The organism is Paraburkholderia adhaesiva, assembly GCF_021390575.1.
GTDB lineage: Bacteria > Pseudomonadota > Gammaproteobacteria > Burkholderiales > Burkholderiaceae > Paraburkholderia > Paraburkholderia adhaesiva.
The window spans coordinates 14,957-33,274 of sequence record NZ_JAJEJQ010000003.1 but is presented as its reverse complement, the minus strand read 5'-3'; the positions used below and the strand labels follow the sequence as shown (position 1 = coordinate 33,274).

17 protein-coding genes are annotated in these 18,318 nt (G+C 61.4%); 10 read left to right on the top strand and 7 right to left on the bottom strand.

The window, feature by feature from the left end; genetic code table 11:
* The first annotated feature begins 9 nt into the window (after positions 1-9).
* A complete protein-coding gene (locus tag L0U80_RS24250) occupies positions 10-1,224 on the top strand; it encodes a TolC family protein (RefSeq protein ID WP_233871706.1) in 1,215 nt (404 codons plus the stop codon).
* Between the two features lie 309 nt (positions 1,225-1,533).
* Complete coding sequence (bamA, locus tag L0U80_RS24245) at positions 1,534-4,338, top strand: outer membrane protein assembly factor BamA (protein ID WP_233871702.1); 2,805 nt, start codon at positions 1,534-1,536, stop codon at positions 4,336-4,338.
* Positions 4,339-4,611: 273 nt separating this feature from the next.
* On the opposite strand, the gene L0U80_RS24240 is transcribed toward bamA, so the two are convergent.
* The gene (locus L0U80_RS24240) at positions 4,612-5,751 is read right to left on the bottom strand and encodes a nickel/cobalt efflux protein RcnA (RefSeq protein WP_233871699.1); all 1,140 of its coding nucleotides are present in this window, start codon (positions 5,749-5,751) and stop codon (positions 4,612-4,614) included.
* An 8-nt stretch (positions 5,752-5,759) separates the two neighbouring features.
* Positions 5,760-6,032: a metal/formaldehyde-sensitive transcriptional repressor gene (locus L0U80_RS24235; protein WP_233871696.1), complete on the bottom strand. Its 273-nt coding sequence runs from the start codon at positions 6,030-6,032 to the stop codon at positions 5,760-5,762.
* A 323-nt stretch (positions 6,033-6,355) separates the two neighbouring features.
* Here L0U80_RS24235 and L0U80_RS24230 point away from each other — a divergent pair, with 323 nt between their 5' ends.
* On the top strand, positions 6,356-6,895 hold the full coding sequence (locus L0U80_RS24230; RefSeq protein WP_233871693.1) for a cupredoxin domain-containing protein: 540 nt from the start codon (positions 6,356-6,358) through the stop codon (positions 6,893-6,895).
* 246 nt (positions 6,896-7,141) lie between these two features.
* Here the strand turns inward: L0U80_RS24230 and L0U80_RS24225 are convergent, their stop codons facing one another.
* Positions 7,142-7,288 (bottom strand): hypothetical protein, encoded by a 147-nt coding sequence (locus tag L0U80_RS24225; protein WP_233871690.1) that lies wholly within the window; start codon positions 7,286-7,288, stop codon positions 7,142-7,144.
* A 318-nt stretch (positions 7,289-7,606) separates the two neighbouring features.
* Here L0U80_RS24225 and L0U80_RS24220 point away from each other — a divergent pair, with 318 nt between their 5' ends.
* The 4 genes from L0U80_RS24220 to L0U80_RS24205 all read left to right on the top strand — a co-directional run bounded on the left by L0U80_RS24220 (position 7,607) and on the right by L0U80_RS24205 (position 11,442).
* On the top strand, positions 7,607-8,896 hold the full coding sequence (locus tag L0U80_RS24220) for an NAD(P)/FAD-dependent oxidoreductase (protein ID WP_233871687.1): 1,290 nt from the start codon (positions 7,607-7,609) through the stop codon (positions 8,894-8,896).
* Between the two features lie 14 nt (positions 8,897-8,910).
* Positions 8,911-9,468, top strand: a complete 558-nt coding sequence (locus tag L0U80_RS24215) for a helix-turn-helix domain-containing protein (RefSeq protein ID WP_233871684.1) — start codon at positions 8,911-8,913, stop codon at positions 9,466-9,468.
* Between the two features lie 109 nt (positions 9,469-9,577).
* Positions 9,578-10,924 carry a glutamine synthetase family protein gene (locus L0U80_RS24210; RefSeq protein WP_233871681.1) on the top strand — a complete coding sequence of 449 codons (1,347 nt, stop codon included), beginning with the start codon at positions 9,578-9,580 and terminating at the stop codon, positions 10,922-10,924.
* 239 nt (positions 10,925-11,163) lie between these two features.
* Complete coding sequence (locus L0U80_RS24205; protein ID WP_124153278.1) at positions 11,164-11,442, top strand: HU family DNA-binding protein; 279 nt, start codon at positions 11,164-11,166, stop codon at positions 11,440-11,442.
* Positions 11,443-11,866: 424 nt separating this feature from the next.
* Here the strand turns inward: L0U80_RS24205 and L0U80_RS24200 are convergent, their stop codons facing one another.
* The 3 genes from L0U80_RS24200 to L0U80_RS24190 form a co-directional block, all read right to left on the bottom strand.
* A complete protein-coding gene (locus L0U80_RS24200) occupies positions 11,867-12,478 on the bottom strand; it encodes a histidine phosphatase family protein (protein WP_233871678.1) in 612 nt (203 codons plus the stop codon).
* Between the two features lie 160 nt (positions 12,479-12,638).
* Positions 12,639-13,430, bottom strand: a complete 792-nt coding sequence (locus L0U80_RS24195) for a DUF2182 domain-containing protein (protein ID WP_233871675.1) — start codon at positions 13,428-13,430, stop codon at positions 12,639-12,641.
* A gap of 65 nt (positions 13,431-13,495) precedes the next feature.
* Positions 13,496-14,098, bottom strand: coding sequence for a DUF1326 domain-containing protein (locus L0U80_RS24190; RefSeq protein WP_233871672.1), 603 nt, complete (start codon positions 14,096-14,098; stop codon positions 13,496-13,498).
* A gap of 593 nt (positions 14,099-14,691) precedes the next feature.
* On the opposite strand from L0U80_RS24190, the gene L0U80_RS24185 reads away from it, so the two are divergent.
* Together L0U80_RS24185 and L0U80_RS24180 are read left to right on the top strand one after the other, a co-directional pair.
* Positions 14,692-14,949: a helix-turn-helix domain-containing protein gene (locus L0U80_RS24185; RefSeq protein WP_233871669.1), complete on the top strand. Its 258-nt coding sequence runs from the start codon at positions 14,692-14,694 to the stop codon at positions 14,947-14,949.
* A gap of 3 nt (positions 14,950-14,952) precedes the next feature.
* Positions 14,953-16,278, top strand: a complete 1,326-nt coding sequence (locus tag L0U80_RS24180) for a type II toxin-antitoxin system HipA family toxin (RefSeq protein WP_233871666.1) — start codon at positions 14,953-14,955, stop codon at positions 16,276-16,278.
* Between the two features lie 118 nt (positions 16,279-16,396).
* On the opposite strand, the gene L0U80_RS24175 is transcribed toward L0U80_RS24180, so the two are convergent.
* Positions 16,397-17,488, bottom strand: coding sequence for a branched-chain amino acid aminotransferase (locus L0U80_RS24175; RefSeq protein WP_373322283.1), 1,092 nt, complete (start codon positions 17,486-17,488; stop codon positions 16,397-16,399).
* A 376-nt stretch (positions 17,489-17,864) separates the two neighbouring features.
* Between L0U80_RS24175 and L0U80_RS24170 the strand changes: the two genes are divergently transcribed.
* Positions 17,865-18,134, top strand: coding sequence for a hypothetical protein (locus tag L0U80_RS24170; protein WP_233871660.1), 270 nt, complete (start codon positions 17,865-17,867; stop codon positions 18,132-18,134).
* Positions 18,135-18,318: the final 184 nt, after the last annotated feature.

Genomic DNA, 18,318 nt, shown 5'->3' with positions numbered 1-18,318 from the left:
GCGAGTGCGGTGTCTGCCGGGAATGACGCCCGCGAATGGCTCGCGATGATGGTCAAAAAGGCACTCACGCTGAGTCCCGACGTCAACTCGGCCAAGGCAAGCTGGACGGCGGCTGAATACGACGTCGACGAGGCGAAAGGGGCACGTTGGCCACAGGTACAGTTGGGCGGATCATCGCCGTCGCTGACATTTGGCAGCGGCACGAACGACTCGGCCAATAGAACGATCGGCAATGTTTCGATGACGACGCCGTTGTTCGACTGGGGCCGTATCAGTGACACGGTCGACAGTCGCAAGGAAACCTCCAACGCGAACTACCAGCAGTTCGTGCTGGCCCAGTACAAAGTGGCGGCCGATACCGCGTCCGCGTTGATCGAACTGAGGCGCAACGTCGTGCTCCTCGCGCAGAGTGACGCCTATGTGAACCGGATGGACGAACTGGTGAACATGCTGAGCGAGATCGTGAAGAGCGATCAAGGCCGCTTTAGCGAGTTGACCCAGGCGCGCGCACGCCGTCTTCAGGCGGTGTCGAGCCGCGATCTCATCGTTGCGAAGCTGGGCGAGATTCAGGTCTCCCTGGCGAAGCTGGTCGGTGCGAAGGTCGAATTGCCGCCGCAATTGAAGTGGGACGTGCCGGTTCTGGATCTTGACAAGGCGTTGTCGGCCTATCCGGCAAATCCCAGCGTGCTGCAGGCTCGCGCCGAGGCGAAGGCGGCGAGTCTCTATGCCCAGTCCGTACGCGATTCGCGCTGGCCGCAATTGAACTGGGTGGTCCAGAAAACCACGCAGCAAGACACTTACGGGAACTCCCAGCCGTGGGCGACGGGCGTCTCCGTGCAGTGGAATGCATTTTCAGGGGGATCGTTGAGTGCGCAGGAACGGGCGGCGAGCGCCCGTGCCAATGCGGGTGACGAGAAGGCGAATTCCATTGCGAGGGATCTGGAATACACGCTGCGGTCCCAGGCCGAGCAGCGTGACATGGCCATGAGCCGCGTGCAGCTGTACGGCGATGTTATCCAGGAGTCTGACCAGGTCCGGAAAATGTACTACGAGCAGTGGTATCACCTCGGCAAGCGAACGCTGCTGGATGTCCTGATCGCCGAAAGCGAGCATTACAGCAATCAGGTTGCGCAGACCAACAGCCGCTTCGACGGCGAAGCGGCGAACATGCAAATGTATGCCAATTCGGGAATGTTGATGCAGTGGCTTTCGGGAAAGTCGTAATCGTCTATGAGCAAGCTTTGTCGCATTGCCTGGAATGCCAGGTCCGGCACCTGGGCCGGGGCATCCGGAGCAGTACGGGTCGGCGGTAAGGGATCGTTTTGCGTAACGCTTTCCGGTATTGCCGCGGCAGTTTCGCTGGGTGTCCCCTGTAGCCGGATCGCGCAAGCCGCGCCCTCGGCAAGCTATATGGTCGCGGGAATGCGCGACACCGGTGTCTCAGCGGACTCGGTGCATTATCGTCCGGGCGTTGACACGGCCGGCATCGCTACGCAACGTGTAGCGATGCTTACGGTTGACAATGCGACATCCGTGTCAGCCAATTTCTGGCGCATCGCCGGTGAGCGGCCGGACGGGGCAGCCGCTAACGGTCTCATTGCCGATAAGCGTGGTTTGCCATGGCGCTCGCCGGTCGTGCAAGCGAGCAGTCCCGTTGCTGCCCGGGCGCCTGTGGTGGAGCGCTCGAAGGAAACGGCGACTGCGAGAACGAAGGGACAGCGCAAAGGCGCGGCGTCGGTGAAGGCCAAGCGCAAGACCCACACCAGGGTACATCGCAGCCAGGCTCGCTACGACTCGCCGGGCGGCGCAATGTCCGGGCAGTTTTACGAAGTCACACGTCGGCCGGATGCTCGACCGGCAGGGATCGGCGACTGGACAGCGCAACGCGCGATTCCTGCATGGATGGCCGGCGCTGGGTCGTATTACCTCGATGGCGTCGCAAAGCCGGGTAGTTACACCGGCAGGATGGCCTTTGATTCGCGCCTCACCGAAACGCTCACCCCGGAAACGCCGCAGACTGTGACGTACGCGGAGCAGATGCGGTCGCGCGTGAGCGGTAGTTCGCGTGTCAGCACAAGGGCTACGGTTGAGCAGCCAGCCACTGGCAGCCGATCCTTTGCGGATGTACCGGCAGCACGCGATTTGGGCGATGAATCCGATAGCGGCCCTCTCTCGACTGTCCTGTCGTCACCAGGCGATGTGCCTGCGCCCAAGGGCGTCCAGCAATCGGTTGCCGACACGTCATCCGCCACGCCGACTACGGCGGAACGCTTGTCAACGGCGTCAACGGGCGCCACGGATGCGAGTCACCCGCGGACGATCGTCAACCTGATCGCCGCGAACGACTCTGAACGCGGCGACGAACAAGCGCCGCTGCCCGCAATACCCCACGGCACGGGTGGCGAAGAGCACATTGTAGACGTCGCAAGCGCGGGCGACGAAGCAACGACGAAGGTGGTCACGCAGGCGACTACACCAGCGGACACCACGGGATCTTCCGCAACCGATCCCACGATCTACACATCCACGCACGACCGGGTTGAAACGCCCGCGGATACCTTACCGCCCGACGGCACGAAGATCGGCTGGATTCGCTTCGACGGCAATTCCGCAGTCAGTTCGGACATCCTGCGCCGCGAAATGACGCTATCGGCGACGAGCTGGACGTCGTGGTACACGAAAGACAATGTGTACTCGCGAGACCGGTTGGCCGAGGCGCTCGAATCTGTCCGTCGATACTATCTCGATCGCGGCTACCTCGAATTCAGGAACGATTCGGTAAGAGCATCAACGACCCTGGATGGCCACGGTGTCGCGCTGGCCGTCTCGCTCCATGAGGGGCCGCAGTATTCGCTTTCGGCCGTGCGGATCGTCGGCAGTCCGCCTGAACTCGAAAAGGAACTGGAAGCGCTGGTGCAGAGCCAGCCTGGGGTGCCGGTGGCGATGAGCAAGCTGCTGAACACCCGATACGCGATTCTCGACAGGCTCGGCGCCGAGGGCTACGCATACGCTACGGTCAATCCGTTGCTGCAGCCGGACGCAACTAACCACACCATCGACCTGACGCTGAAGATCGATCCCGGCCCGCGCATTTCGGTACGCCGCGTCGAGATAACCGGTAACACCACCACTCACGATGAAGTCGTGCGCCGTGAAATGCGGCAGTCGGAGGGTGAGTGGTTCGACGCCAAAAAGGTTGCGCAGTCACGCAAACGCCTCAATCGTCTCGGGTATTTCTCCGATGTCGATATCAAGACCGTGCCGGCAGACAACGCACCCGACAAGGTCGATCTTCAGGTGAGGGTTGGCGAAAAGCCGAGCGCGCCGATTTCGCTGGGCGCGGGTTACTCGTCCTCGGAGCGATTTGTGGCGTCGGCAAATGTCGCCTACGACAACGTGCTTGGAACAGGAACGAGCCTTGGCGCCGCCTTTACCACAGGCAAGTCGTTCCGCTCGGCGACGCTGAGCCAGTCCAATCCCTATTTCACCTCTAATGGCGTTCGGCGCACGACGCGCGCCTACTATCGCTCAAACGAGCCGCTTTACTATTCGGGAGACTCGAGCTTCAAGATCGAGACCGCCGGAATCGATACGCGATTCAGCATTCCAGTTGGGGAAGCTGACCAGGTCCACGTCGGTGCCGCACTCGAACACAACCGGCTCGTTCCTGACGGGAGCACCCCGGCAGCGTACGTCGATTACGTCGCGAAGCACGGTAGCGAATCGGGCAATATCCCGATTACGTTCGCCTGGTCGCGCGATCGTCTCGACGGAGCGGCGCAACCCAAACACGGTTACTTCACGCAGGCGAGCGTCGAATACGGCACGCCTGTTGCGGGCAACCACTATTACAAAGCCGACGTCAACGCCCGCTGGTACCACGCGTTCGCGCCCGGCCTCGTGCTTCGTGCGAGCGTTCAGGGCGGGTATGGAAACGGTATCGGGGACCACCCTTATCCGATATTCAAGAATTACTACGCCGGCGGGATAGGTTCGGTGCGGGGTTATGAAGCGGGGACGCTGTCTCCACGCGACGCGAAGACCAACCAGCCTTTGGGCGGTTCAAAAATGCTGGCCGGCAGCATCGAGTTCAATGCTCCGCTGAAGACACTGGGCCCCGAATCGCGGTTGGGTGCCGTGGCGTTCCTCGATGGAGGTAACGCATGGGGTGCAAGCGGTTCGACGGTGGGATCGAATGGGATGCGTTTTAGCTATGGGACTGGCTTTGCCTGGGACTCGCCGATAGGCTCGTTCAGGGTCAGCCTGGGATTGCCGATAACGAGACACCATTTCGATCGTTATCAGAAAATTCAGATGGAGTTTAAGACTGAGCTTTGAGCTTGAGACGCCAGCAAGCCGGCTCGTGCAGAACAACGATGGTCGGAGCGAGTGGAACCAGATTTTGTGAATTCCACACAATGGAAACCCTCGCTGGTTGTGAAAAGCGGACACGCAGTCCGTCACTTCGTTGCGCCGCTCGTCGGCGTGCTTTGCGCGAACATGGTTGTCGCGGGGATCGATGCCGGTTGTACCGCCCACGGCGTGGATGACGCGTTATGTTTCACGTCCCGCGCAGGATGACCGTTTCACGCAAGCGGCACAAGCGCACTATCAGGCGATCGCCAGCGCGGCGAGCCCTTCGTACCCGATGAACAGGCCAACGAGCATGATCAGCGCGCCGGAAAAATACGGGGCTTTCCGCGCGAAGTCGCCAAATCCGTTCCAGCGCTTCGACACATGCTTGACGCTGATTGCAGCCAGCGTGCCCGAGGTCACCATCGTCAGCGCGAGACCAATACTGAAGCACAGCACAAGCGAAGCGCCGAGTGCGAACTGTTTCAGTTGCAGGCACAGCAGCAGCACCGTGATAGACGCGGGACAGGGAACGAGTCCACCCGTGAGTCCGAACATCACGATCTGGCCAGTGGTCACCTCCCGGTTCGCAAACCGGCGACGGATGTCGTTCGCATGTGCGCGCTCGTGCGCGTCCTGATACTCCGGCGACGCGACATCGAGACCCGCGTGATCGTGACCGTGTTCATGCCCATGATCGTGCTCGACGAACTCGATGTCGTAGTCGTGGCTGTGGCGGTCATGTCCAAGCGTCAGGCGAGCCGCGAACGCATGCGGCTCGGGAATGGTCTCAAGCGATTCGAGATATCCGTCGCGTTGGGCAAACAAGAATGTCTGGCGGCTGCCGTCGGGACGTGTGGTTTCGATTCGAACCTCGGCTGCATTCCAGCTGTGTCCCCGGCCGCCTTCCGTGCGCAGGCGAAAGCGTGGCGGTACGCCGTCCTCGAAGACCTCGAGCCGCACGATGCCGTGGCCGGTGTCGATCAGCTTCGCTTCTTCAACGTGATCGTGGTCATGATCATGATGGTGATGATCATGGGCGTGCGAGTGCTGCTGCTGACGCCACGTGCGCCAGATCATCCACGCAGCGACACCAACGATCAGCACTGCCGACGCAACCTGGAAATACGGCTCGCTGGTCGCGGCATTCCAGTTGCGTCCGAAGTACATACCCGCGAGCGCAATTGCCCACACGACCGCAGTGTGCGAGAGCGTCGCGGACAGGCCCAGCAGTACTGCCTGCCACACGGTCCCGCGAATCGCGACGATGAACGCCGCCATCATCGTTTTTGAGTGGCCGGGTTCGAGGCCGTGCAGTGCGCCCAGCATGATTGCACTGGGAATGAACAGCCATGCGCTGGACGTCCCCTGCTGGAGGAGAGTGGAGAATTCCGTCATTGTTTGTCTTACTTGAAGTAACTGTGAACGACTTCGATTAGCTGCTCGGTAGCGCTGCCGTGCCCGTCGTCGGATTCCACATCGACGAGATGCGTGCGGATATGGTCTTCAAGCACCACGGCGAGCAATCCATTCATCGCGCCACGACTGCTTGTGATGAGCTGCAGCACGTCCATGCAGCCCCGTTCCTCCTCGAGCGCTCGCTCGATGGCTTCGACCTGGCCCTTGATGCGGCGCACCCGGTTAAGCAGCTTCTGCTTCTCGCGGATTGTATGGCTCACGGCTGATCCCCTGAATACGGTAGGGGGCTATATTACCTCGGATAGGGTAAGGGGGTATACATTCGGGTTGGCACGGCTTCGTTGAAACGTGGCCGGTTTGCGCGGCAACGGTTGCCCGGACTTATGTGTGGGTTCGAATACCCTCGCTGTCGCCGAATCTGCCACCGGATTGCTCCATTCGTCACTTTGGTCGGCGGACGCTCCGCTGACTTTGTGCGGCGAATTTTCTGACAAACGGCGTACAACGCTGAGCAGGATTTCCGTCATAGCGGGAGCGGGATACTGACGCTAGACTGCGATTTCTCATCGGATAGGAGTAGTCCATGCAACGCCCTTCAGCCGCTGTAGTCGCGGCATCGACCGTTGTTCTGCTCATGGCTTCCGCGCTTTCGTCGTCCGCGATCGCCGACGACACGGCACACCAGACGGAGGCGGCACAACACACCGCGCGGATGAGTTCCAGTGTGCACGCCCACGGAAATGATGAGGGCTCGTCCGTCGGCAGACCCGGCGACGCAAAGAACGCTACGCGCACGGTCGCGGTCACCATGCTCGACACCATGCGCTTCGACCCGCCGACTATCGCCGTCAAGAAAGGCGAGACGGTCCACTTCGTCATCAAGAACGTTGGCACGGTACGCCACGAGATGACGTTGGGCTCCAGGCAGGAACTGAAGGAGCACGCCGACATGATGCGTGCGATGCCAGACATGGCGCATCAGGACGCCAATAGCGTGACGGTCGAGCCTGGGCGGACTGGCGATCTGGTGTGGCAATTCACTCGTGCTGGCACCTTCGATTTCGCTTGCCTTCAACCCGGACATTTCGAGGCCGGAATGAAGGGGACGATCACTGTCAAGTGATGCAGCTAGTTTTTGCAGGCGTTTCCACGGTCATTCATGACGACCATGAACATGCTTCCGCTGGGGACAATGGAAAGGAAGCAGGGTATCGCTATGACGTAGGGCGGCGTAAGGGGTGCTGATTCTGGCTGCTTCTTACGCTGTTCTGTCGAGCGAGGAGCGGGCCGTCGCGGACGCGATGCACCTGCTGACCGAAACAGGCGGTCCGGCCTCGGGGGACGGACCGCACAAGGCGTCTTGCAGCGCTCAGTAGCCGCCGCCTGACGAATTCGCTGAACTGCCAGACGCGCCGTCGGAGCTACGATTCATGTCGCTGCCCGCAACCGCCGACCCGGACATCGCGACCATGCCAAGGCAGACGAGACACGCAAGAACCATCCGAAACCGTTTCATGCCGATCTCCTGGTGGGAAGCCCGCGGGAAATTTCGCGCAGAGAATTCGAGCGAGCCATTCACTTCAAAATTTCCGGGGTGTCGAACTCACAGCACATGGCGGGCGAACGCCATGCATCGACATTGATATAAACGCGGCGCACCGGCGCGGTATTCCTGATCCTCTAGCAGCGTGCGGAACTAAATCGAGCCGAGAACTCAGGAACGCACAACACATTCGAGCTAGTTCCTCGCGCTGCAACACGATGAGTTGCGTTCGTGAAATTGTCGTGGTATTTTTTCATGAAATTCCACTAACTAATTTTCACGGATGTCGGCATGTTCGTCGAATCGGCTCATCACGTAGAGAGTTATTACGCCGGCAACTGGCCCGGCTCGCTGCCGGTGCGTCCGGCATTAGAGGGCGATTGCAGCGTCGACGTCCTGGTCGTCGGCGGTGGGTTTAGCGGCCTGCATTCAGCGCTCCGGCTCGCACTCGCGGGCAAGCGCGTCGCGTTGCTCGAAGCGAGCCGCGTGGCCTGGGCTGCTTCGGGCCGAAACGGTGGGCAGGCAATCCTCGGCTGGTCCTGCGATATGGGTCCGCTCGAACGCTCATTGGGCGTCGAACGCACGCGTCAGCTCTGGGACAGCATGTGCTGGGCCGCCTCCGAGGTGCGCGAATTGCCCCTTCGGTACGGTTTTGACGTCGATTACCGGCCCGGCAGCCTGTGGGCAGCCGTCAAGCGCAACCGTGTGAGCATGCTGGAAGAGGCGCGCGACGAAGCCGTGCACAAGTGGGGTTACGACAAGCTGCGCTTCATTCCCGAAGAAGAGATGCCGGAGTGGATCGGTAGCCGCCGTTATCGCGCGGCACTTTACGATCCCGAGGGCGGGCATCTGGATCCGCTCAAGCTGGCGCTCGGACTTGCCGACGCCGTCGAGCAGGCGGGCGGCCGCATCTTCGAACAAAGCCGCGTGCTGGCGTGGCATGAAACCGATAGCGGTTTTATCGCTAACACGAACCGGGGGACCGTGCGCGCGGACACGCTCGTGCTTGCCTGCAATGCGTATATCGATCGGCTCGATCGGCGGCTGGCGAACCGCGTGCTGCCCGTGGGCACGTATCAGGTCGCGACGCGGCCGCTTGACCCGCAACTCGCGAAATCGCTGCTGCCGCGCAATAGCTGTGTCATCGACAACCAGTTCGTGCCCGACTATTTCCGTCTGAGCCCCGATCATCGCCTGTTGTTTGGCGGTGCATGCACGTATCTCGGCGGCATTCCGCGGGACATCGCTGCCGCGACCCGGCCGAACCTCGAACGTGCGTTCCCGCAGCTGCGCGGCATTGAATTCGATTACGCGTGGGGCGGTCACATCGACATCAGCATGCGACGGACACCGGACGTCGGGTGCGAAGGGCAACGTTACTGGCTACAGGGCTTTTCCGGGCACGGTGTGCTGCCCACGCTCGCTGCGGCGCGCGCCGTTACCGACGCGATCCTCGGCGATAACCGCTTGCTCGCGCTTTACCAGGCCATTCATAATCCGGGCTTTCCGGGTGGCGAGCGGTTCGCGGCGCCGCTGGAGGCGTTGGGCAAGCTGTGGTATCGCCTGCGGGACGTTGTGTGACGGAGTACGCAAGCATGGACAAGGACGAAGAAATAGAAGGACTCGCGATCCTGATTCGCGATTTGCGAAAACACAAAAAGGTGACGCTGAGCGAGTTGTCGAAGCGAGTCGGCCGCTCGGTCGGCTTTCTTTCGCAGGTCGAGCGCGGATTGTCGCGACCGAGCGTGGCGGATCTGACCGCCATCGGCGAGGCGCTGCAGACGCCCACTACGTATTTCTACAGCTTGAGCAAGCCGCGCGCGCTACCCTGGGTGACGCGTCCAGGCGAGCGGCGCATTCTGTACTACGCGAGCGGCATTACGGATGTGCTCGTATCGCCCACGATGTCGTCGCGATTTTCGATGCTGGAGAGTCTGCTGGAGCCGGGCGCCACGAGCGGCGATCGCCCCGTGGACGATAGCGACGAGCAGGGTGGTTTCGTGCTGGAAGGCGAGTTGACCATCTGGATCGACGGCGAGAAGGAACCCGTCACGCTCAAGCCAAACGACAGCTTCCAGTTGCCGGCGCGTTGCCGGTTCAGCTACGCAAACCTCGGCGACAAGCCGGCACGGGTGCTCTGGGTATTCACCTGATATCGCGTGTTTTTTGCACCGATGCGTGCAATGCAGTTTTAGCAAAAAATAAGTTGTACAGAACGTCAGGCTATCAACTGTTTCCAATTGCGCAACCAAGGACTCTACCGTGACATCTCCCGCAGCCGGTCTCGTCAGCGAAGTGCGTGCGTTTCGTGAAGCACATGCCGATGTACGCTACGTCGATCTCATCTGCCTCGACATTCCCGGCCATTTCTACGGCAAGCGCTGTCCCATCGAGATGCTCGAAAAGCTTGCTGCCGGATCGATGCTGAAGTTGCCGCAGAACACCATACTGCTCGGCACGCAGGGTGGCATTTATCCGATTGGCGACTATTGCCTCAATGACGGCGACCCGGATGCGGTGCGCCGCCTCGTGCCTGGCACACTCAAGCGCGTGCGTTGGGAAAAGCAGCCGCTGGCGCAGATGCTGATCACCTCCGACGGTACCGACGCGCCGATCGGCTTCGAACCCCGTGAGGTCCTGGCGCGCGTGCTCAAGCGACTCGAGCGTCGCGGCCTTCGGCCGGTCGTGGCCTTCGAGCTGGAGTTTTATTTATTCGACGGCAAGCTCAAGGACGGCCTGCCTCAATATCCGCGCGATCCACTGTGCGACGACGAGGACGATCAGGCGAACATGCATATCGAGCGCATTTCGCGTTTTTCGGACGTATTGCATGAGATGGTGGACACGGCGCGCGAGCAGGGCGTGGACGCGACCGTTATCACGGCAGAACTCGGGCCGGGCCAGTTCGAAATCAATTTTGGTCATTGCGACGATGGGCTTCGTGCCGCCGACTGGTCCGCTCTCTTTTGCCGAAGTACGCGTGGCGTGGCGATGAAACACGGCTATCGTGCGAGCTTCATTTCAAAACCGTGGCTCGACGCACCGGGAAGTGGGATGCACGTACACGTGAGTCTCTACGATGAGGCGGGAAAGAATGTGTTCGCTGCGAATGGCAAGCGTGCACTCCGTCACGCTGTGTCTGGATGCCTCGCGTTGTTGCCGCACTGCATGCCGATATTCGCGCCCAATCACAACGCGTTCCGGCGGTATGGCGCGATGGTGAATGCTGCGAGCCGGGCGAGCTGGGGTTTCGAGGATCGTGACGCGTGTATCCGCATTCCCGAGTCCGACGACGCGAATCTGCGCATCGAGCACCGTCTCGCAGGTGCGGATGCAAACCCTTATCTCGTGCTAGCCGCGATTCTTACGGGTATCGAACACGGACTCGACGCGGGGCAAGAACCCATTGCGCCGCTCAACGAAAACCGGTCGAGCGGCGTCGATTTCCCGGGCGACATGCTGTCGGCCGTGGCGGCCATGCGACAGCATCCGGCGGTGGGCGAGGGACTTGGTGACGATTTTGTGATGGTTTATTGCGAAAATAGACGCCAAGATCATCTCGACTTCATGAATTCGATCAGTAGCCGGGAATATCGCTGGTTCCTGTGACGCGGGAACGGCTGTATGTAAATGCGCATAAATCGTTCCCGGCCATGTACTTAGCGCATCTGGATGGTTCGTTCACGCTCCGGTTTGGTGTTGTGTCATTCATCTGAACCATCCCCGAAACGGTGCGCAACGTCCATCCCTGACCGATGAAAGACCCGTATCGACGTGAAACGTGATTTGCCTGTTTCGCCCTTGTGCGGTAGGGTATGCAGGTTTTCTCAACTCAACACAGGTAGCAGATGAACAAACAGGAACTCATTGACGCAGTCGCCGCAAGCACGGGCGAGACCAAGGCAGCCACCGGCGCAGCCATCGACGCGATCCTCGAAGTCGTCACGCGCACGGTTACGTCGGGTGATTCCGTGCAACTCGTCGGCTTTGGCTCGTTCTCGACCGGCCAGCGTGCTGCCCGCGTGGGCCGCAACCCGGCAACGGGCGCGGAAATCCAGATCGCTGCTGCCAAGACGGTGAAGTTCACCGCCGGTAAGGCTTTCAAGGACGCCGTCAACGCGTCGTGATATGCGCATCGAGGTGCGGTGCGCGTGACGCATTGGGAGATGGCCGCGCCGTCTGGCGCGGCGTCTGATCGTCTTCGATGCTGCCCCTCTCGACGCTCTAGCATTGGCGCGCCGGCCGCATTATCGCGGCGTTGCGCCGGCACGGCGAGCAACAGAAGGTCCCTGGCTTTTTGTTGCTCGCGCGTTTTTCATCTATTTATATCGTAGTCCGAATCAATCCGGCATGGCCGCGAGAAGCGCGACATCGCGTGTTTAATCTATCAGGCCTTGTTTGTGTTTCGCCGTATTGAGCACGATGCGCGTGATAAAGACTTGCGCCCCCACGTCAATATTCGGATGAGGCAGACAATCGCCGCCGATTGTTTTTCTCCAACGCGGCGTTGAAGGCGGCACACTTGTGCCGCGACTTCGCAACGTGTCGTCCTTATGTGGTTGCCGTGCATCGCACGTTCCAGCACCGTACGGCGCGTTCTTCACGATCGAAGCCCAATACGCTGACTGATGCGGTATCGAGATACAGATGCGCGCCCAGCGCCGCGTCGCCACTCATCCAGCAACCGGCAAGCGCACGCAGGAAATGGGCGTGCGAGAACAGGGCCACGCGTCCTTTCATCATCATCAGCCGCTCGATCACGGAGCTTGCCCGTAACTGAACCTGTTCGAGGTTTTCGCCTTCGGGAATGGTCGAGTGCCACACACTCCAGTTGGGCTCGGTCGCGCGAATGTCCGCGGTAGTTCGTCCTTCGTAGATACCGTAGTCCCACTCACGCAGATCGGGCATTTCGGTCATCTGGTCGCCGAATCCAGCCAGCCGGCAAGTCTCGACGGCGCGAGACATCGGGCTCGACAGCACGGTATCGAACGGCTGTTCGCCAAGCAACGGTACGAGCGCGCGCGCTTGCTCGCGGCCGCGATTGGTCAGCGCAATATCAGTGCGGCCCGTATGCTGGCCCGAGAGGCTCCAGGCAGTCTCGCCGTGACGGATCAGCGATATTTCGCGCAGCGCGTGCGGGGTATTCGCGGGTTGGGCTGGCATGAGTGACTCCCCAATGGTCCGGGCGCGCGTGTCCGGTTCGGGGCAGTGATGCCCGCAGCCGGCCCAACGTGTGCCACTAGTGGTCGTTCCGGGCCGGGTCGGCATGAAAGCCGCTGTGCCGTGACGCGCTCAAGACGAGGACCAATGGTACCGGGATGCCTCAGGCATTGCTTGCCACGAGCAGCACCGACCAGGTCAACAATGTAACGCCGAGTGGCGCACTGAGTCGTTTGCCCCACGAAATGTTCTTCTCGACCGCCATCACGGCCGCAAGCATGAGCATCCAGCCGAGACTGCCTGCGCCGACCACGAACATCAGCAGCATCAGCGCCCAGCAACAACCGACGCAATACAGTCCATGATGTGCGCCCAATGTGAACGCGTTGCGCTGCGTTGCACGGCCGCGCCAATGCGTGATCACGAAACTCAGCGGCGTACGGCATTTTTCGAGGCAGCGGTACTTTAGCTTGCTGAACTGGAATGCGCCCGCGCCCGCGAGCGTTGCCGCTCCGATTAACCAGCTGTATTCGCTGATCGCAGGCACGCGCGCGATTGCGTTCAGCAAGAGCGCATGCAAGCCATGCGCGAGCAACCCGAACGCGCTCCACGTCACGATGTAGCCCAGACAGAGCAAAGAAAACAGGCGCAACTGGTCGGACCGCCCCGCGACCACGCGCTCAAATGCATTGAACAGAGGCAGCGTGGTGGGGAGCATCATCGCCGTGATCATCAGCGTCCACGACAGCGCGTACAGCACGGCCTGCACGACCGGAGACCCACCGGGGACGGCCCGGCACAATACCGCCGCGGGCCCCGACGATGCCCAGTCGCCGTGATCCAGATAGCTTCCATAGGGGCTGCGCGACCAGAGCCACAAGATGATCCACGCGAGCATGACTACGCTGCCCACCACGGGCAGGAAGATACGTCGATGACGCGACATGCCGCGCATGTTCAGCTCCGCTGATCCAGGCTGTGACGGTGCCGCCATCGTGGATGGCTGCACCCGGGCGCGGGTCAGGCATCGAACTGGAAGGTGCTCTGCAGCGCGTTATGGTTCTTGAGGTTGACGTCGATCCCCAACGCTTCGTTCTTCGAGCGGTAGACAGGAGCTTTGCCGACGAATACCGGGGCCCCAGGTACTGTAGAGAATATGGTATCGGACAGGGTCGTCGTTGCGCCGGTAGGTCCCAGATACGGCTCGAGATCGGCGTAATAGTCTGCGCCGATTTTGAGCGTGCCCTTTCCGCCGACGACATCGAAGCCGATGGGTGCGCGTTCCACCGACACCACCGTGCCGATCAATTTGGCTAGTTCCGCAACAGGACCGCCAGCCTGCCCCGTAAAGACGTTCAGCAGTGCCTCTTCCTGTTCCTTCGACGCGGTGTCGCTAATGTAGACCGCCACCGACCAGTTGCCCTGCATGATGTTGCCCGGAATGTGGCATACCGTGGCAACCGTATTGCCGGCGACATCGACACCGTTGATTGTGCCTTGATCCATGTGCCACGCGACGATGGAATCGCACGTTCCGAAATCGGCATCTTCACCGATCCAGCAAGGACAGAGTACGCGGCAGTTGCAGACTTCAAGCAGACGACCTTCAAGGTGATAGCTCATCGCGTCCTCCATCGAAACGGATAGCGCGCTTCATAACCGTTGTCTGGTCAGTGCGCTATGTGTGGAATTGTAGAAAATCGAAACGGACACTCAAGGTCTTTGAAGGACTAACGGGCGGTCACACTTGGCTTGCTGTTTCTGCTGCATTGAAGCGATTATTGGCTAACGCGGAATCGAATCGACGTTTGCCTACGTCTCGTTTATCTGTTTGGTAATACCAATTAGTGTATATACACAATAAAGGAACTACGTCGGCGTGGTCGCATCGTGTGCTTATGCTTCGGTTGACTGCTGACCCCTCATGTCGTCGAGAGATATCCGGCGGGGCACAGGACGCCCTTGATCGCGATTGCGAGCGCCGTTCACTCCCCGTGCAAAGTCCCCGCAAGAGTGCGTTGAGGCAGGTTGCGTGCGTTTGGACCGGTCGAGCAACCGGTGCGGCCACTCGGTGAGAATGACGAAGCCGTCCGTTGCCCGTGTAACTCCTATCTGGTTATTCGTGTCAGCGATATTTTCGGTTTATTACTGTGAGAGATATTGGCGAATTATTGCTGACAGGCATATACTTGGTTTATGCCTCACAGGAATATTGAATGAAAATCATCGTTCATACGCCGGCAGGCCTTGCCGAGATTCTCCAGTCGGCCAGAAAGGCCAGCGGGATGACCCAGGCTCAGGCGGCGGCGCGCGTCGGCATCGGACAGCCGCGGCTCTCCGCGCTCGAGACCATCGGAACCGCCAGCATCTCGCTTGACCAGATGCTGGCGTTGCTCGCGCTTTACGGGCTCGAGTTTTGCGTACAGTCGCGCGGCACCGGTGCCCCCGACAGTACCGATCGGCCGGAGTGGTAGCCGATGGGGCGCAAATCGCATTCGCGCGCTCTGTCGGTCTGGGCCAACGGCGAGCGCGTCGGCACCTGGGTCGTGACGCCCACGGGCGACATGGAACTGCGCTACGACGCCGCCTGGAAGCAGTCCGCCGCCGGACGGCCATTGTCGCTTTCACTGCCGTTCGGCGTCGGCGAGCGACCGTTGCGCGGCGAACGCGTTCTCAACTACTTCGACAACCTGCTGCCAGACAGCCCACAGATCCGCCGCCGCATCGCAGCCCGCTTCAGCACCGAGACCGTGGAAGCGTTCGACCTGCTCAAGGCGATTGGGCGCGACTGCGTTGGCGCTGTGCAATTGCTGGGTGAGGACGAGTCGCCGGAAAACGTCGGCGCGATCGAGGGGACGCCGTTGACCGACGCGGCCATCGAGCGTCTGCTGCTCGAAACGTCCGGCGCCGTGTCAGGTGCGGGCGAAACCGGCGACGAGTTGCGCATCTCGCTGGCGGGCGCACAGGAAAAGACGGCACTGCTTTACCACGATGGCCGGTGGTGCCTGCCGCACGGCGCCACGCCAACTACGCACATCCTCAAGTTGCCGCTCGGCCTGATCGGGCACAGGAAGGTCGACTTCCAGACGTCCGTCGAAAACGAATGGCTCTGTCTCGCCGTGCTGAAGGCTTATGGGTTGCCGGTGTCGTCGGCGCAGATTCTTCGCTTCGGCGAGCAGAAAGTGCTATGCGTCGAGCGCTTCGACCGCGCGTGGTCGCGCAACGGTGCCTTGTTGCGTCTGCCGCAGGAGGATTTTTGCCAGGCGCTCGGCGTGCCGCCGCACCGCAAGTACGAGTCGCAGGGCGGGCCGGGGATGCGTGACATCGCGGATATCCTGCGGCAATCGCAGCGCCCGCAGGAAGACATCGAAACCTTTCTCGGGGCGCAGATCGCGTTCTGGATGCTTGCGGCACCGGACGGCCACGCAAAGAACTTCAGCATCCGTCTGCTGCCAGGTGGACGTTTCCAGCTCGCACCGCTCTATGACGTGATGTCGATCTGGCCGGTCGAGGGCGATGGCGGCAACCAGTGGTCGTGGCATAAGGCGACGCTCGCCATGGCCGTCTGGGGGCGGGCGCGTCATTACCGGATGCGCGATGTGAAACGCGCCCATTTCGACGCGACGGTGCAACTCTGCCACTACGGGCAGGACGTCGAGCCGCTCATCGAACGGTTCACTGGACGTACGCCGGAAGTGATCGAGCGGGTTGCTTCGTCGCTACCCGCAGGCTTCTCGGAGCGCATCGCCGAACGTTTGTTCGATGGGCTGAGGCTATCCGCGCAACGGTTGGCGGCTGGATAAGAGGGAAGAGGGAAAAACGGCGCGGCGCGCAGGACGCGCGCCGCTGTGCCTCGTGTCCGGCCGCGACGGTTGAAATCCGCCGCTGGCCGCCAAACTGCACGTCCGCAGGCCGTTTGCCTCAGGCCTGCTTCGTCGACTTCACTTTCCAGACCCAGTTCGACGGATCAGCTTCCTTGCCGCGCTGGATGCCGGTCAGCACAGTGCGGATGCGGCGCGTGATTTCACCTTCGCCGCCGTCGCCAATCTTGAACTCGCCGCCCGCGTGGCGCACTTCGCCGATCGCCGTGACGACCGCTGCCGTGCCGCACGCGAAGGCCTCTTTCACGCGGCCGCTCGCGGCGTCTTCACGCCACGAGTCGAAAGCGTAGGGCGCCTCTTTGACCTCGATGCCTTCCTTGCGCGCAAGCTCGATGATCGACGCGCGCGTGATACCCGGCAAAATCGTGCCGGAAAGCGGCGGCGTGACGAGCGAGCCGTCATCCATCACGAAGAACACGTTCATGCCGCCGAGTTCTTCAATCCAGCGATGCTGGGCCGCGTCGAGGAATACGACCTGGTCGCAGCCTTTCGCCGACGCTTCGGTCTGCGCGATCAGGCTGGCAGCGTAATTGCCGCCGCACTTGGCTGCGCCCGTACCGCCGGGCGCCGCGCGTGTGTACTGATCCGACACCCACACCGTGACAGCCGATTTGCCCGACTTGAAGTACGGGCCAACCGGGCAGGCGATCACGCAGAAGATGTACTCCGACGAGGCACGCACGCCGAGGAAGCTCTCGTTGGCGAACATAAACGGGCGGATGTACAGGCTGCCGTCGCCGCCGGGCACCCAGGCCTGGTCGATGTCGACGAGTTCCTCGATGGCCTGCAGGAACAACTCTTCCGGCAGATCAGCCATCGACATGCGGGCCGCCGACGTACGGAAGCGCTTCGCATTCTGATCGGGGCGGAACAGCGCGATCGAGCCGTCTTCACGGCGATACGCCTTCATGCCCTCGAAGATTTCCTGCGCGTAGTGGAGCACCGCGCAGGCCGGGTCGATCTGGAACGGACGGCGCGCCTCGACTTTGGCGTCATGCCAGCCGCGCGCTTCGCTCCAGCGGATCGTGACCATATGGTCGGTGAACATGCGGCCGAAGACCGGGCTCTCCAGACGAGCGGCGATCTGTTCCGCGGGCGTGGGATTGGGGTGCTGTTCAACGACAAACTGCATGCGACTGCTCATATTTCACGGTCTCGAAGTTGTTGATGGCGGATATCCTGCTATTTTCGGCTCTTTTCGACATTTCGTGCAGATTTTCCGGCAGTTCGCCGGGGCGGCGGCACTTTCGGGACGGGGGTATGGGCGCGCGGGAGGTGGCCCTGCCCGTCTGACGGCGCGTCGCCCGTCATCTCCAAAACCTTGATTGGCCGCGCCTTGCATCGCGTCGCGCTGCGTTATCCGGGCGCTGCGGGCGACTGTCTATCGACGACGGCCACGCGAAACTGAGGATACAGCGCGCGCCGTAGCTCGTGCAAACCGCGTGTGGGCCCTGCAAGCCCGGTGTGAAAAACAGGGCCCTGCTATTTAGCCGGGTCTGGTCCTGTTATTGAGCCAGTTATTATCTGTGGAGGGCGTACCGGACGAGGCGGTCGCGATCGTTGAAGCCTATGGTGCGTGGCTCGCCGCGAGCGAGACCCCGAAGCTGATCGTGAGCGCCATGCCTGGCTCATTGCTGATCGCTCGCGCCCTGGCTTTCACCCGGCCATGGCCGAGTCAGCGTGAACTGAGGGTCGAGGGCGTGCACTACCCGCAGGAGGATGCGCCGGATGAAATTGACGCCGCGCTTCGCGAATTCATGCAGACGCTGCCCACATGACCGCGCACCGACGGCTTGCCGCCGGAGCATCGCCGTTTCGCGGCCGCCGACGTCCGGAGCGAGGCGAGAGGTGTGGCGTCGCGGTGAGCTGCGCAGCGCTCGCCTCCACGTGATATAACCGCGCGGCGAGCACACAGCCGTCGAGTCCGCCGGCGAATAAAACTACTGCGCAGACCCTCGACGT